Here is a 14,412-nt window from a genome sequence, read left to right as displayed (position 1 = left end):
CATTTATGAACGCTGACAATCTGACAGGGCTTATCGGATATCTGAAGCAGGATCAGTGGCAATCCTGTTTTGAAGAGGTGTTGGGTGAGCATCTGGGACCGGCTTTGGAGGCGGCGGATATCAGCTTCGAAGACCTGGGAGATATCCTAGGGCAGGGTGCGGCCATGTCACTCTGGGGCTGTGCCTTCGAAGATTTCTTGGGGCAGAACTGGGATAACGAAAATTTCGTTGAGGTCTATCTGAAACGACGGGGCTGGAAAGAAGGTCCACGCAAAAGCGCTTATATGCGGGGCCTCAAAGAGGCCGTCATGAGCCTGTATGAGGTTTCGCAGATCGTGCCGGGTCAAAGCATGATGGTTCGTGACCTGTTGCGGGGTGGTGATCCTGTTCTGGTTCATGAGCGCTCAGCCACACAGTCCCTAAAGCCTTGGGAACGCATCGCCGCACGCCTTGTTTCTGAAGATGGCAAAATGGTTTTGGCAGGGGGTCTGTTGGCATATTCTCAGCAGGCTTGCGAAGATCTGGCTGAGAATTTACGCGAGGTTCTCAAGCGTAAGCGGGGGCAGGCTGAGTTTCCAAAGATCAAAACAGATGTGCTTCGTGATCTGGCTCCGGTCTTCACGTTGACCTGGCTCTTTAGAACTATGGAAAACATGCTGAGCGCCTCCGAGCCACCCGTTCTGTTTAACAGCGATGGCGAAGACCTGGTCTTTCATGACGTGTGTTTTCCTCTCAGCAAGGGAAGCACTCAGAAGAGCATTGCTGAGGTTTTGAAGACGATACCTTGTTTGCAGCATGCGGGGCGCATGATCTGGAATTGGACGCGTCAGGCGGGTGGCCATGTTCCTGAGGCCAATTCTAAGGCAGGAGACAGCAAAGCTCAGTTTTTGAGCACGACGTTGGATGATGGTGGTCTTGTTTTGGGGAACCTTGAACTGAAAGGCCGTCAGCTGAAATTGCAGGTCGATTCAGAAACGCGGGCTAAGCAAGGTACAGCTTTACTCCGCAACACCTTGGGGAGTCTGATTGGATCTCCTCTGACACAGATTATGACTGCTGAGCAGGCTATAGAAGAGCAGCGGACCTCTGGCCGAGGGGACGTGCGTGAAGATGAGATCCCGCTTGAAGAGGAAGCGGAAATTCTGGCTGCTGTTCTGGAGCAGCATTATCGTCGTGTTCTGGATGAGGTTGTTCCGGGGCTTGGGCGTGTCACGCCGAGGCAGGCTGTTAAAACAGCGGCGGGGAAAAAGAAAGTTGCGGCCTGGTTGAAGCAGATTGAAGCCACGACAGCAGGCTTGGGGCGTGAGGGGGCAGGGTCCTCTTTCAGCTTTGACTGGATGTGGGAAGAGCTGGGTATCAAGGGGCTGCGGAAGTGACAGGCATTGCTGGCCAACAACACAACCAGTCGGACCAAAAATCTGTTTTAGGCAGCTGTTCTATGAGAGACAGGCGCCTCGTTTTAGGTGGAGTGGTCGCGGCGTTGTTGTGCATGCCCATGACCGGTCATGCCGCTTCGTCTCGCTGTGATCCTGTTACTTATAGTGCACGGCATGATGGCCGCACCAATGACGGTCCGGCCATTCAACGTGCCATTACAGCCTGTAGCGAGGCTGGCGGTGGTGTGGTGTCGTTGGCGTCTGGAATATGGTTGAGCGGCCCTTTATCTCTCAAAAACCACGTCACGCTGAACTTAGAGAAGGGAAGTACCCTTCTGGGAAGTTCGGACACTCATCTTTTCCACTGGGCCTTTCTGGGGAATCCAGCGCAACCCGGTGAAGCCCTTATTTCTGCGATTGACGTTCAGGACGTAGCCATAACTGGTCAGGGTCATATTGATGGAAATGGCGCTGCTGTCTGGTGGCCTCAAGCCGTGCAGGCGCACAAGACGCAGACCTCAGGTCCTTTACCTTACGGGCCAGACTATCCGGGAGTTCCTGCTGCGAATGGTATGCCACGCCCCTGGCTGATTGAGTTCTCGCATGTGCAGCATGGACGGATCTCAGGGGTTATGGCGACCAATTCTCCGATGTGGACGGTGGTCGTGAGGGATTCCGGTCAGATCAGGATCGATCATCTCACGATCCGCAACCCGGCCTCGTCTCGGAATACCGATGGTATTGATCTTGTCTCCTCGGATCATGTCACGATGAGTACTCTCGATATTGCGACAGGAGATGACAACATCGCCATCAAGTCCGGTTTGATGCAGCCGGGCCGGGCTGCGAGCGATATTAGCATTACACAGTCTCGTTTTGGCGAAGGACACGGTCTGTCCATTGGCAGTGAACTGGCCAATGGGGCCCATCATATCAGAATTTCTGACGTCTCGTTTCAGAGCACGCTGTCCGGACTGCGGATTAAGTCTGGGCGGGATCGCGGCGGAGATATTGGCTGGATTAGTGCGGAACACCTGACGATGGACCATGTCCGGGTTCCGCTGTCGATCAGTGATTATTATGCAGGGCAGCCGGGGGGAATGCAGCAGACTGCGTTAATGAACGATCCCGCTGCTCCGGTAACATCCACGACCCCGCATATTCATGATGTCACCATAACAGATATAGCTGCGACAGATGCCGAGACGGCTGGCGTCGTGTTGGGCTTGCCCGAGGCACCGATGGAGCGGCTGACTCTGAGACATGTTCGACTGTCGGCCCGGACTGGGCTTCAGCTTAGTCATGTTAGCGGAAGTGCCTCTGGAATCACGCTTACAGTCCAGACGCCTCCAGTTCTTCAGTGTGGACCTGGTGTGCATATTGACGGATCAGATCTGCGCTGCACGGATGAGAGAAGAGTTCATGAATGAGTTTTTTACTCGTCATGATTGACCGTCTGTCGGCTCAGAAAAAACACAGCAGACAGGCGGTAATCGCCTCATGCCGGACGCTCAAGCTCTTTGGAGCCCGTCTTAAAAGCGGACTTTCGTTTACGACCGGACACGCAGCCCCGTTACGACCATCATAAAGTAGCTGGGGATATTGGCGAGCAACACCCGCATTACTTCTTTCTGCCGAGAGGTGGCTCACACCCCGCTGTGATCTATTACATTTCCTCACGCGAGGCTTAGGATTTTGGTAACGTATTGGCCTTGTGCCCGATTAATTAGTGATCTTAGTCCGTAGGCGAATACATAGTACCTTTGAATCCTAGCCCTCTTCTGCACGGAACTTACAATCAAAGTATGATCACGAACGAAGCGTATCTCCGACATGCTTTGCACTTGTTCAAATAGACGTTTGCTAGTCGCCGATATAAGGGTGCCAAACCACGCAACCAACGCCTCCCGCTCAGCAAAAAATTCCAGCGCATCGTCGAAGTCCCAACGTGGCATCATTACCAGCTTGTTTTCCAAACTGAAGCATTCGGTTGTGAAGCTAATGCGCTGCCGATCAGCATCGGAGTGAGCTATGACCTTGTTGCGCCGCTCTAACAGTCGCTCATGCAGAGCACGTTCGTCAGAGCTGGGGCTAATCTTGATCTGTTTGAAACTAAGCAAAGGCAAATTATTAGCATTTGTGAAGGCGCGCCCATAGGCAATTACAGCGGTGTCTTCAAAACATCGATAGCGCCGTCGCTCAACGCGAGTAACGAGGCGATCTTCGTCAAGTTCACATATAAATTCCATGGCACTGCATGCCATCTGGAAATCAGCGAGGGACTGAACCAACCTGATCTGCCGCGGCAGTAGTTGTTCTGCGTCACCATCTTTTATGTTTTTTTCCAATTACATCCTCCATCTAGCACCGACAAACTAAATCTCTTTGTGGGAGGTAAGAAATACGACCCGAAAGCCAATAGGAAAATTCCAGAATATGCGGATAACTCGCCGGACACCGGGCTTTCCAGCCCCTTGGAATCCCTTGCCGAACGCAAGGCAAAAAATTCCGTCCTCGCAGGCTAAAAAGCAATTAAGTCGTAACAGACTACCCAGATCGTTGGGGGATGGCTCCTTCCGCCTACTTCTCGGACGCCGTGGCACGGCCAGGCCGCTTCCTCGAAGCGGAAGTGGCTCAGGACGCGCAAGGAGCCGGTCTTCACCGATCCTGGGACGGTTCAGTGAAGGAAGATAATTTCTTGTAGAAACAATACTCCCATGTCACTAACTATGACACCATGCCCGATACCCTTCTTGCAGATACCGATATTGAAGAAGCGCTTTCCCAAGCTTACGTGACTGCCGTAGCCAGCATGGCAGGCTACGTAGTGGCTCATAAGAATTTTGACCGTGATGGTATCGACATAACTATCGAAGCCGGAGACTCGTTTCGACCAAAAATAGATTTACAATTAAAGGCAAGCATAAATATCGATGATAGCGCTGAGACGATCTCTTATTTCTGCCGAAAAAGAAATTATAACCTGTTGAACATAGCGACACAAACACCAAGATTACTACTAGTTATGAAACTACCGAAAAATAGGGAAGATTGGATAAATCTCTCCAGTGATCAATTAGTGATCAGGCACTGTGCTTACTGGATGTCACTTCGTGGTTACCCGGATTGTGAAAATGCAACCGGACAAACCATTTACATACCGACAACAAATAGATTCCACATTCAATCGCTACGCCTCCTAATGGACCGATCACGAAGCGGTACCGTTTGATGAAAACAAAAATTATAGATTTAGAGGCTTTGAAAGCTGTCTCACCGACCGCGATGGTCGCTTATGTGAGAGCAGAAGGTTGGTATCGTACCGATAGTTACGGCCAGCATAGTGACGTATATGAATGTGCTGGAAAACCTGAGTTAATTCTACCTGGTACAGACAATCTTGCAGATTATCCTACAATTGTTAGTGATATCCTGCGATTGCTATCAAAGCAAGAAAATCGGGACGAGTTGCAAATTTATCGAGATCTTGTGAGTGCAGACAAAGATGTTGTCCGCTTACGATCTCCATATGCGGATAGTGATGGAGCAATCTCGATTGATGCAGGCGTAGAACTCGTCATTCAAGGACGAGATTTGCTTCTATCTGCAGCATGCGCGGCCAAGGAGCCGCGAGCAACTTACCGGGCTGGCAAGGTTAAAGACGCTTCTGAGTATATGGAAAGAGTAAAACTTGGCCAAACAGAGCAAGGCAGCTTTATCATATCATTACTAGCTCCAGTGCCACCCGCTCTGGACATAGGAACCCAAGCTTCTTTTTGGCCTCTTCCTTCTGAAGAACCCTTTGATCGAAAAGTAACACGCACCTTGGTTGGAGCCCTCACGTCCTCCCGTCGAGCCGCTGAAGCAATCGTCCGTGGGAGTGGAAGCAGTGCGTTTCATCAAGCAATTCAGGATGGAGTAAGCGCCAATCTTTGCGATGCTCTGTCTATCCTGATTTCCCGTAACGAGGGCCTAGAAGTATCCGTCACATGGGCACGAACAAGGCCAACACCAGAAGCACGATGCGTTATTAGCTTTTCAGAGGCAGAAGGTGAAATATTTCGTGAGGCTGCTAGAGTGCTGCGGGCTATGGAGCCTCGTCCCGACGAGCATCTGGAAGCTTTTGTCGTAGGATTGGACAGACAGCTTGGTTCTGATAGTGGTCGTGTTACCCTGAAAGCGTATATTGACAACCAATTGATGTCTATAAAAACGACCTTACCTTCTAATCACTATGAAGAGGCTGTACGTGCTCATGAAGCACGTCAGATGGTGACTATTCATGGAGATTTAGTACGCTCCGGTCATAGATGGGTTCTTGAACATCCAAGAGGTATGCATGTCATTCCAAATGACCATAGCGATGATGAGGCTTAGGCCCCTTTGCAAAAGTCATACCATTGATCTGTGTTCCATTATTGTACAGACGCTCCTCCGTTGGGGAGCAAAACAGCTGATCCCGACGACGGCTCCCTTTCACCATCGTCTTCGGGACGGCAGCTATCTCCAGCCACTGCTCAAAAGCTGACTGTCGGCTTCCCCCCCCCCCAAAGCCGCCGCAAAACCGATAAAGGATTGCAGGCCTGTGCGGGGGTATAATTCCTCACACCCGGCATGGCAGAAGCGATGGAACCAACTTTCCACGAGGCGCCATTGTCTACTGAAGATGGCTTCAGGCCAGCACATCGGAAGGGCCTTTTGGGGAGGATTTTATGCATTCTACCCTATGTCCGATAATAAGAAAAAACGGACATAGGTTTTATGGCGGAAAACTGCCGGTTTTGGAGATTTCGTGCAGTTTCTGGGGTGCTCTTTGTCTGGATACACGCCATACCGCTCGCCTCTTTGAATTATACGCCGTTGACGTATATGCTATTGGCATATATTCCATTGTGAATGTCAAAGCTGCAGACCGTTGTCGAACTGCCTGAATTCATAAAGCGGGCAAAAGCCCTGATGTCAGACGACGATCGTATGGCTCTGATTAACATGCTCGCTGCGATGCCAGATGCTGGCCTTTCTTTAGGCGGCGGTCTGCGAAAGGTCCGCTTTTCCCGCGAGAATGGTGGGAAGAGGGGAGGGTACAGAACTCTCTACGTTTTTGGTGGAAGACAGATGCCTCTGTTTCTCCTGACTGTTTTTGCCAAAAACGAGAAAGACAATCTGACGCGATCTGAACAGGCCGCCCTGGTAGAGTTGAGCAAGACGCTTGTTGCGAAATACGGAGAACCATCATGAGCGCTTATGACAGCATTCTGCAGGGGCTAAATGAGGCTCTTGCCTATTCGGACGCTCCGGCCGACGACTGTGTGACCCACCAGGTGCGTGTTCCGTCGGTTGACGTGGCGGCCATCAGAACCCGGACCGGACTCTCTCAGGCCCAGTTTGCCAGAAGCATCGGGGTCGCCAAGGGGACCCTTCTGAACTGGGAGCATGGCCGTCGTCAGCCAACCGGACCGGCTCAGGTTTTGCTGGCGATGTTGGATAAGCGACCGTCGTTAGTGAGTGAGCTGCTTGCTGCCGTTCGTTGAGAAAACACAGGTCCCGACACGCTCATTCAGACGACCGATATGGGGGGGGAAGCGGCATGTCCGGTTTAGAGTAGAAAAATCAATAAAATGGACATGCCTCTCTTCTACATGACGAATTTTCTATCACGCCATCAGCCGTGACACTGACAATGTCTTCATCTTCAGGGATCTGCTCAAGAAGCATGGGCAGAACCGGAGCATCACCGACAGTGTTTCTTGTCATGTCTACGGCTCTGATTTCCATTGATCCTTCGTCGATCCCGATATGAAGTTTACGCCAGATCCGACGCTTCGAACCGCCATGTTTGCGGGTGTGCCATTCACCTTCTCCCTCGACCTTGATCCCGGTGCTGTCGATCAAAAGATGAAGTGGGCCGTTCGAACCACGATAGGGGATATCGACCGTCAGGCTTTCCTGTCTGCGGCTCAGCGTACTGAAATCTGGAACAGACCACGGCAGTCCCGCCAGGTGTAGGAGACTTTCAACAAAACCCGTCGTCTGCCGTAGTGCAAAACCGAACAGGACTTTCAGCGTCAGGCAGGTCTGTATCGCAGCATCGCTATAACTCTGCCGCCGTCCCCGACGCCCCGTCGCCATGCCCTCCCAAAGCATGGATGGGTCAAACCACACCGTCAGGGAGCCACGCTTTTTCAGCGCCGCATTATAGGAAGACCAGTTCGTCGTGCGGTAGCGCGTGGGGGTCACTGCACTCATCCCCTCAGATAATAAACCCAAGGCAAAACCGAAATCCCCGCACGCCATTTATGCAACAAAGCCGATCTCCTGGCCCGATCAGACCTGCGATATAGGCCGGGCATATTTTACGCCGCGTCTTGTTACCAAGACCTTCCAGATACGGGACGAGCCATTGCTCAAGATCCGCTTGCCAGTCTTCTTCCAATGCCAGCCTCCGTCAAAGCTGGCTCACCATGAATCACGCAATCAGCCCCATGGGAATCCTAAAAAATATACTTCTGCCAAAGTAGTGCTAGTATCCCGTCGAGACGATGTACAGTACCGCCTCAACAACCCGCCAGAGTTCCGTTCTTCTGAACGGCATCAGAGAAACCAGAAGCGCCCATTTCCGATCGCGTAGATCGCTTTCATAGGTCAGATCATCGCGACGATACTGACGACGGGTGAGTTCAGTCTAGGCCACAATTCACTCCTTTTCTTTGCAAAGACCGAGGAATCACAAACCACTGGAATTGCGCAATTCATTTTCGGCCAGGCTCTTAAGTTAGAATTTGATTATTATCTCCTGCAGTAAGAAGAATTTGATGAAAGTTGGCGCTTGGACCAGTCAACTCTGTTTCCAGAGTGGCAAGAGAGATGCTGGCTCGAGGTGAGGGTCCTGAAATTGGATGGAATGTTGCGCCATCGGCATGGATTTGACTTAAGTAGGCAGGGACAATCGCAACACCTAGCCCAGCTGCAACCATCGGGATTGTTGCAGCGATCTGAGGGGCAGCTTGTCCGAAACGCGGAGTGAAGCCGGCTTGTTGACAGGCCGAGATAATAGCATCGTAGAAACCGGGACCGAGTGATCGATCAAAAATAAGAAATGGTTCCTTTGCTACATCAATCAATCTGAGGGTGTGGCGTTTGGACAGTGGATGGCCTTTTGGGATGGCGATCAGGGTTGGTTCATCAAAGAGGGGATGGAGTGCAATGTCCGGATCTGGCGCTGGTGGACGCACAATGGCGAGATCCACCCGGCGCTCCCGTAAGGCCTCACAGAGAGCAGGAGTGTTACTTTCTTCGAGTGTAATCACAATATCCGGCCACTGCTCACGAAATGCCCGTATGGCTTTGGGTATCAGAGGAAGAAGTGCGACGGCACCTGCCATGCCGATCCTGAGGCGTCCTTGTTCACCGAGGGACAATCCCCTGGCTAGAAGGTGAAATTGCTGCTCAAGACGCAAAATTGTCTGGGCTTTTTCAAAAAGCTGCTCTCCAAAATCCGTCAATGCGGCTCCACGTTTGGACCGTATAAAGAGTTGCACTCCCAGTTCTGTTTCCAGGGATTTGATCTGCTGACTGAGAGGAGGCTGCTCAATGCGAAGCGTCTCCGCAGCTTTTGTGAAGCTGCCATGCTCTGCGATGGCCACGAAATAGCGTAGGTGACGAAGGTCCATATTTCCATATGATACACGTATGACAATCAGTCAAAATATATATTGGACGTTTGAAAAGGGGGCCTCCATTCTGTCCGAAGAATTTTTGTTGGAGATACTGAGTTATGGCTTTCACTGTTGGGCATTATCTGGCTGAGCGGCTAACGCAAATCGGCTTGAAGCACCATTTTGCTGTTGCTGGTGACTACAACTTGATCCTGCTTGATCAACTGATTGAGCATGGCGGTATGAAGCAGATCTATGACTGCAATGAGTTGAATTGCAGCTTTGCGGCAGAAGGTTATGCACGCGAAAATGGTGCTGCTGCTGCTGTCGTGACGTTTAGTGTCGGTGCAATTTCAGCAATGAATGGCCTGGGTGGGGCTTATGCTGAAAATCTTCCCGTTATTCTGATTTCTGGTGCGCCGAACTCTAATGATCATGGGTCGGGCCATGTCCTGCACCACACGATCGGCACGACAGATTATAATTATCAAATGGAGATGGTGAAGCACGTTACGTGTGCGGCTGAGAGCATCACCTCGGCAGACACTGCACCTGCAAAAATCGATCACGTCATTCGGACCGCACTGCGCGAGAAGAAGCCAGCTTATCTAGAAATCGCCTGTAACGTTGCGAGTCAGCCTTGCGTTCGACCAGGTCCGGTCTCGTCGCTTCTGTCGCACCTGGAAGCAGACGAAGTTAGCCTCAAAGCGGCGATCGAAGAAAGTCTCGCGTTTCTTGAAAAAGCGCAGAATGTTGCCATTCTTGTCGGGAGCAAGCTACGCTCTTGTGAGGCACTCACTGAAACAGTGGCTCTCGCAGACAAGCTTGGTTGTGCTGTGACTGTTATGGCTGCGGCCAAGAGCTTTTTTTCTGAAGCGCATCCGGGTTTCCGCGGAGTTTATTGGGGGGAGGTCAGCAGCCCTGGCGTTGAAGATGTCATCAAGAGCGCTGACGCTGTTATCACTCTGGCCCCGGTCTGGAATGATTATTCGACTGTCGGTTGGCGGGATTCCGTGCGTGGAGAGCGTGTGCTTGAAGTGGACCCGGGTCGTGTCACGGTGAGCGGAAAGACTTTTGAAGGTTTCCGTTTGAAGGAATTTGTGGCTGCTCTGACGGAGCGGGTGTCCAGTAAGCCTGCCTCTCTGGTGAAGCCGTATACTCCCGTTGCGTTGCCAGTTGTTGACGCTGCCAAGCCGCTCACTAATGATGAGATGACCCGTCAGATCAATGCGTTGGTTGATGGCAACACAACGCTATACGCCGAGACCGGTGATTCCTGGTTCAATGCAACACGCATGCATCTGCCTGAGGGTGCTAAAGTTGAGTCGGAAATGCAGTGGGGACATATCGGCTGGTCTGTACCGTCTATTTTCGGTAATGCCTTGGCTGCTCCTGAGCGTCAGCATGTTCTGATGGTTGGCGATGGCTCGTTCCAGCTGACGGCACAGGAAGTGGCGCAGATGGTTCGTTACGAACTGCCGGTTATCATCTTCCTTATCAATAATTTTGGTTACGTCATTGAGATCAAAATTCATGACGGCCCCTATAATTATATCCAGAACTGGGACTATGCCGCTCTGATGCAGGTCTTCAACCAGGGTGTTCCCGGCGTAGAAAGTGGTAAATACGGACTGGGCTTGCACGCTACGACAGGTGCAGAACTGGCTGATGCCATTGAAAAGGCCAAGAAGAATACGCGCGGGCCAACATTGATCGAATGTAAGCTTGATCAGACCGATTGCACCGAAACGCTCGTGCAGTGGGGTAAATTTGTTGCAGCTGCGAATTCCCGTAAGCCTGTCTGAGTATAGGAAATTCATCTTGTAGATTAACTGAAGGGTTCGAAAACTCTTTGGTTTTGAGGCTGCCTTTGTGATTCCATTTCCCCCGAGTTGATTTGGGCATGGATCATGAAGCAGCCGTGTTTTTTTGATGTTGCAGAGCGACTTGCCCGCCTGAATGGGCTTGGTGATCAACTCGAAGCTTTTCCCCGGACTGTGGATTTTGAGGTCTTCTGCCCTGATCTGGAAAAGGCTCTGGCCTATTTAGGTGGAAGCAAGGGCGGTCGTCTCCCGTTTGATCCCGTGTTAATGTTCAAGATCCTGGTGATCCAGACGCTGAACAATTTGTCTGATGAACGGACGGAATATCTGATCAACGCCCGCCTGTCGCTCATGCGCTTCCTTGGTCTGGAGCTTTCAGATCGAGTGCCGGATGCCAAAACAGTCTGGCTGTTCCGTGAACGCCTGACACAGGCGAGAGCCATTGAAAGGCTGTTTGAGCGCTTCAACGCAATCCTGCGCAACGCCGACTATTTGCCGATATCAGGCCAGATCCTGGATGCAACGCTGGTCGCAGCTACAAAGTCGCACCATACCAACGCTAAGAAAGCCATGCTGCGCGCGAAACGCTCATCCGTGAATTTCCAAAAGGGCTATCAGGCTGGGTTAGCGTAGCCTTCAGTCTAAAAAACCAGGCTAACTCTATTCAGGGATGAATCAGTCGCAGCATTCCTTGGTATTGATGGGACGCCTCACAAATTTGTAGAAAGACATTCAATTATTAAAATAGAAATTAATTACGTCAAACGTAATAGTTATTTACGTCAATTAGATCTAGAATACATAGGGAGATGTATTAAGTTGAATGAAAGAAGGGCAGTAAATATCACGGGGTAGGAATGAAAAACTCACTTCATGTGAAGGAAACACCGTCAATGGAGCTTGCGGAGCAAATCATTGGAACGTGGCAACTTGTTTCTTACCAAGTGGAATTGCAGGCCACGGGTGAATTTATAGACGCAATGGGTGACCACCCCCGTGGTCGAGTGATTTTTACAAACGATGGTTGGATTGCCTTTAACCTTGAGGGCACCGGCCGGGAGCCGGCGCATAGCGATGCGGAACGCTCTCGTTTAATGCAAACTTTGGTTGCTTATATTGGTCGCTATCGTATTGAAGGCAATCAGTGGGTCACGACGGTACAAACTGCATGGGCTCCTGAATGGGTGGGTACGGAACAGCGTCGTACTGTCAAAATTGAGGGTGATACAGCTCAGGTTGTGACTCCGTGGCGAAAAATGCCTAATTGGGCAAAAGATCAAATGTCGCGCAGTATCATTAAATTCGTCCGTGCACACTAGAAACAGTTATCGATATGTATCGGAACTCAGATGATATTTCGATTTCTCTTCTTTCGGGATCTGACCTTGAAAGAAAGAAACACGATATCATCGATTTTTTAGCGACCGGGGATCTGCGTATCGATGATCAAGTTACGACGTTCGTAGTTGCCTTGAGCCAGGATAATGAACGGATTGTCGCTTGTGCTGGATTGGACAAGAATGTTGTTAAATGTGTTTGCGTTGACAAGCAGCTTCGTGGTTCTGGTCTGAGTGTGCGCCTTGGTACAGAAGTTATAATGCAAGGATTGTCTAAAGGTTACGATGACCTTTTTTTATTCACAAAATATATAAATTCTAGGATTTTTGATGGATGGGGATTTAAGTCCCTAGTTGAAATTCCAAATGTAGTCTCGTTTATGGATTATGATTCTACGCAGTTAGAATATTATCTTGATACTTTGAAATCAACCTTAAGGGCAGGAGAGCGTATAGGAAGCATAGTAATGAATGCTAATCCTTTCACAAATGGCCATCGATATTTGGTAGAGCAGGCGTCTAAAGAGTGTGATTGGGTACATGTTTTTCTAGTACGAGAAGATGTCTCCTTTTTTTCGTATGACACTCGCCTCACTCTCGTCAGAGACGGAGTTTCCGATTTAAGAAATGTCGTTGTTCATGAGGGTTCTGATTATATTATTTCTCACGCAACATTTCCTCAATATTTTCTTAAAAAGGACGAAGAAATCACGGAACAAGCATCTGCAATCGATGCCTTAATGTTTCGGAAATATATCGCGCCATCATTAAATATAAATATCAGGTATGTTGGGACAGAGCCAACGGACAAAACAACAGCTATGTACAACGTTGTTTTGAAGAAGTTCTTAGAAGATTGCTCTTATTCAGATAAGAAAATCGAATTAAAAGAGATAGAAAGAGTAAAATTTCAAGATATAGCTGTATCGGCTTCTCGTGTAAGAAGCCTAATTCAGGAAAATAGATATAGAGAAACTGCGGATTTGGTTCCAAAGTCAACATATCTATATCTCAACAAATTCTTTGTGAATGAAAAAGAAGAAAGGAAATCGTGTCATGAAAATTAACAAACGTGGTATCGCAGGCACGCTAGAGTCTAGTGATGTCATGGTGGTAATTAATCCCCATGATTCTCAAGAAATAAAATTGATTGTGCAGAGTAAAGTTGAAAAACAATTCGGTTCTTCGATCAGAAAAACAGTCAAAGATACACTCACAAAATGCGGTGTTTTGTCAGCAGTAGTTGACGTGAGAGATCAGGGTGCGTTGGACTGTGTAATCAGAGCGCGTGTTGAAGCCGCTGTTTACCGGGCTTCTGACGAAAAAACCGTAAAATTTGGAGATCTGTCATGAGACTTCGCCGTAGTATGATGTTCATTCCAGGAGCTAACGCTGGAATGTTGTCTAATTCATATATCTACAAACCTGATTCAGTGATGTTTGATCTGGAAGACTCAGTGAGTTTGACAGAAAAAGATAGTGCACGTTTTCTGGTATTCAATACATTAAAAGAAAACTTGTATGGCGATATTGAAACTGTTGTTCGCATTAACGGGGTAGAAACGCCGTTTTGGGAAGACGATCTTGATATGGCCGTAAGAGCAGGTGTGCAGATTGTTCGCTTGCCTAAAACAGAAACTGTAGAAGAAGTCAAAGAGCTCGAGCAACGTATCGCAAAAATTGAAAAAGATTGTGGACGCACAATCGGCGATACAAAAATTATGGCCGCTATTGAATCTGCTTGTGGCGTCGTAAACTCAGTCGCCATTGCAAAATCGACACCGCGTATGGTGGCAATTGCTTTGGCGGGTTTTGATTACTTGGTTGACATGCAGACCTCCCGGAGCTCAGGCAGTGAGCCCGAGCTATTTTACGCACGAGCTGCAGTACTGCATGCTGCCCGAGCAGCAAAAATTGACGCATTCGATGTCGCTTATGGAAACGTCAATGATGAAGAGGGATTTTTACGCGAAGTCGAGATTGCAAAAAATCTTGGGTATAACGGGAAATCGCTGATTCATCCTCGCCAAATCGAGCTCTTACACAAAGCATATGCTCCGGCCCAGAAAGATGTCGATCACGCTAGAAAAGTTGTCGCGGCAGCTGAAGATGCCGAAAAAAAAGGTCTTGGGGTCATTTCACTTGATGGAAAAATGATTGATCCGCCGGTTGTGCATGAAGCGCAGCGTGTACTTCTCCTAGCTGAACATTCTTGAGGAGG

Annotated in this window: 13 protein-coding genes and 4 pseudogenes; 12 read left to right on the top strand and 5 right to left on the bottom strand. The window is 49.5% G+C overall.

The genetic code is table 11. The annotated features are described in order from the left end of the window. The first annotated feature begins 5 nt into the window (after positions 1 to 5). Both HKD28_RS09925 and HKD28_RS09920 read left to right on the top strand, forming a co-directional pair. Positions 6 to 1,376, top strand: coding sequence for a hypothetical protein (locus tag HKD28_RS09925; RefSeq protein ID WP_077804022.1), 1,371 nt, complete (start codon positions 6 to 8; stop codon positions 1,374 to 1,376). Positions 1,377 to 1,489: 113 nt separating this feature from the next. Continuing rightward, the gene (locus HKD28_RS09920) at positions 1,490 to 2,806 is read left to right on the top strand and encodes a glycoside hydrolase family 28 protein (protein ID WP_077804023.1); all 1,317 of its coding nucleotides are present in this window, start codon (positions 1,490 to 1,492) and stop codon (positions 2,804 to 2,806) included. Positions 2,807 to 3,052: 246 nt separating this feature from the next. On the opposite strand, the gene HKD28_RS09915 is transcribed toward HKD28_RS09920, so the two are convergent. Continuing rightward, positions 3,053 to 3,724 (bottom strand): hypothetical protein, encoded by a 672-nt coding sequence (locus tag HKD28_RS09915; protein ID WP_077804024.1) that lies wholly within the window; start codon positions 3,722 to 3,724, stop codon positions 3,053 to 3,055. 389 nt (positions 3,725 to 4,113) lie between these two features. Here HKD28_RS09915 and HKD28_RS09910 point away from each other — a divergent pair, with 389 nt between their 5' ends. From HKD28_RS09910 to HKD28_RS09895, 4 genes are all read left to right on the top strand, one after another. Further along, the gene (locus tag HKD28_RS09910; RefSeq protein WP_077804025.1) at positions 4,114 to 4,608 is read left to right on the top strand and encodes a DUF4365 domain-containing protein; all 495 of its coding nucleotides are present in this window, start codon (positions 4,114 to 4,116) and stop codon (positions 4,606 to 4,608) included. Next, entirely contained in the window at positions 4,608 to 5,753 is a 1,146-nt protein-coding gene (locus tag HKD28_RS09905) for a hypothetical protein (protein ID WP_077804026.1), read from the top strand. Before HKD28_RS09910 ends, HKD28_RS09905 begins: the two co-directional genes overlap by 1 nt. Positions 5,754 to 6,272: 519 nt before the next feature. Next, positions 6,273 to 6,614, top strand: coding sequence for a type II toxin-antitoxin system RelE/ParE family toxin (locus tag HKD28_RS09900; RefSeq protein ID WP_015075038.1), 342 nt, complete (start codon positions 6,273 to 6,275; stop codon positions 6,612 to 6,614). Beyond that, on the top strand, positions 6,611 to 6,907 hold the full coding sequence (locus HKD28_RS09895) for a helix-turn-helix domain-containing protein (RefSeq protein ID WP_077804027.1): 297 nt from the start codon (positions 6,611 to 6,613) through the stop codon (positions 6,905 to 6,907). Before HKD28_RS09900 ends, HKD28_RS09895 begins: the two co-directional genes overlap by 4 nt. Positions 6,908 to 7,013: 106 nt before the next feature. On the opposite strand, the pseudogene HKD28_RS09890 reads toward HKD28_RS09895, so the two are convergent. From HKD28_RS09890 to HKD28_RS09880, 4 genes and pseudogenes are all read right to left on the bottom strand, one after another. Beyond that, a pseudogene (locus tag HKD28_RS09890) lies at positions 7,014 to 7,622 on the bottom strand (IS5 family transposase); the annotation flags it as partial. A 61-nt stretch (positions 7,623 to 7,683) separates the two neighbouring features. Then, positions 7,684 to 7,809, bottom strand: a pseudogene (locus HKD28_RS15740) (IS701 family transposase); the annotation flags it as partial. A gap of 93 nt (positions 7,810 to 7,902) precedes the next feature. Next, positions 7,903 to 8,022: pseudogene (locus HKD28_RS15735) on the bottom strand (transposase); the annotation flags it as partial. A gap of 121 nt (positions 8,023 to 8,143) precedes the next feature. Beyond that, the gene (locus HKD28_RS09880; RefSeq protein ID WP_077804029.1) at positions 8,144 to 9,046 is read right to left on the bottom strand and encodes a LysR family transcriptional regulator; all 903 of its coding nucleotides are present in this window, start codon (positions 9,044 to 9,046) and stop codon (positions 8,144 to 8,146) included. 104 nt (positions 9,047 to 9,150) lie between these two features. Between HKD28_RS09880 and HKD28_RS09875 the strand changes: the two genes are divergently transcribed. From HKD28_RS09875 to HKD28_RS09850, 6 genes and pseudogenes are all read left to right on the top strand, one after another. After that, positions 9,151 to 10,836 carry an alpha-keto acid decarboxylase family protein gene (locus HKD28_RS09875; protein WP_077804030.1) on the top strand — a complete coding sequence of 562 codons (1,686 nt, stop codon included), beginning with the start codon at positions 9,151 to 9,153 and terminating at the stop codon, positions 10,834 to 10,836. Between the two features lie 105 nt (positions 10,837 to 10,941). Further along, positions 10,942 to 11,460: pseudogene (locus HKD28_RS09870) on the top strand (transposase); the annotation flags it as partial. A 251-nt stretch (positions 11,461 to 11,711) separates the two neighbouring features. Then, on the top strand, positions 11,712 to 12,173 hold the full coding sequence (locus tag HKD28_RS09865; RefSeq protein ID WP_077804031.1) for a lipocalin-like domain-containing protein: 462 nt from the start codon (positions 11,712 to 11,714) through the stop codon (positions 12,171 to 12,173). Between the two features lie 14 nt (positions 12,174 to 12,187). Next, positions 12,188 to 13,258 (top strand): [citrate (pro-3S)-lyase] ligase, encoded by a 1,071-nt coding sequence (gene citC / locus HKD28_RS09860; protein ID WP_086649678.1) that lies wholly within the window; start codon positions 12,188 to 12,190, stop codon positions 13,256 to 13,258. Next, positions 13,248 to 13,544 (top strand): citrate lyase acyl carrier protein, encoded by a 297-nt coding sequence (gene citD / locus HKD28_RS09855; protein ID WP_077804033.1) that lies wholly within the window; start codon positions 13,248 to 13,250, stop codon positions 13,542 to 13,544. The genes citC and citD overlap by 11 nt, the downstream gene beginning before the upstream one ends. Beyond that, positions 13,541 to 14,407 carry an aldolase/citrate lyase family protein gene (locus HKD28_RS09850; protein WP_077804034.1) on the top strand — a complete coding sequence of 289 codons (867 nt, stop codon included), beginning with the start codon at positions 13,541 to 13,543 and terminating at the stop codon, positions 14,405 to 14,407. Before citD ends, HKD28_RS09850 begins: the two co-directional genes overlap by 4 nt. Positions 14,408 to 14,412: the final 5 nt, after the last annotated feature.

It is taken from the genome of Gluconobacter cadivus (assembly GCF_015244745.1).
GTDB classification, from domain to species: Bacteria; Pseudomonadota; Alphaproteobacteria; order Acetobacterales; family Acetobacteraceae; genus Gluconobacter; species Gluconobacter cadivus.
This window is presented reverse-complemented; position numbering and strand designations above follow the sequence as displayed.

Excerpts from the sequence above, each read along its gene's own strand:
- HKD28_RS09925 (WP_077804022.1), top strand. The coding sequence starts at position 6 with ATGAACGCTGACAATCTGACAGGGCTTATCGGATATCTGAAGCAGGAT.
- HKD28_RS09920 (WP_077804023.1), top strand. The coding sequence starts at position 1,490 with ATGCCCATGACCGGTCATGCCGCTTCGTCTCGCTGTGATCCTGTTACT.
- HKD28_RS09910 (WP_077804025.1), top strand. The coding sequence starts at position 4,114 with ATGCCCGATACCCTTCTTGCAGATACCGATATTGAAGAAGCGCTTTCC.
- HKD28_RS09905 (WP_077804026.1), top strand. The coding sequence starts at position 4,608 with ATGAAAACAAAAATTATAGATTTAGAGGCTTTGAAAGCTGTCTCACCG.
- HKD28_RS09900 (WP_015075038.1), top strand. The coding sequence starts at position 6,273 with ATGTCAAAGCTGCAGACCGTTGTCGAACTGCCTGAATTCATAAAGCGG.
- HKD28_RS09895 (WP_077804027.1), top strand. The coding sequence starts at position 6,611 with ATGAGCGCTTATGACAGCATTCTGCAGGGGCTAAATGAGGCTCTTGCC.
- HKD28_RS09880 (WP_077804029.1), bottom strand. The coding sequence starts at position 9,046 with ATGGACCTTCGTCACCTACGCTATTTCGTGGCCATCGCAGAGCATGGC.
- HKD28_RS09875 (WP_077804030.1), top strand. The coding sequence starts at position 9,151 with ATGGCTTTCACTGTTGGGCATTATCTGGCTGAGCGGCTAACGCAAATC.
- HKD28_RS09865 (WP_077804031.1), top strand. The coding sequence starts at position 11,712 with ATGAAAAACTCACTTCATGTGAAGGAAACACCGTCAATGGAGCTTGCG.
- citC (WP_086649678.1), top strand. The coding sequence starts at position 12,188 with ATGTATCGGAACTCAGATGATATTTCGATTTCTCTTCTTTCGGGATCT.
- citD (WP_077804033.1), top strand. The coding sequence starts at position 13,248 with ATGAAAATTAACAAACGTGGTATCGCAGGCACGCTAGAGTCTAGTGAT.
- HKD28_RS09850 (WP_077804034.1), top strand. The coding sequence starts at position 13,541 with ATGAGACTTCGCCGTAGTATGATGTTCATTCCAGGAGCTAACGCTGGA.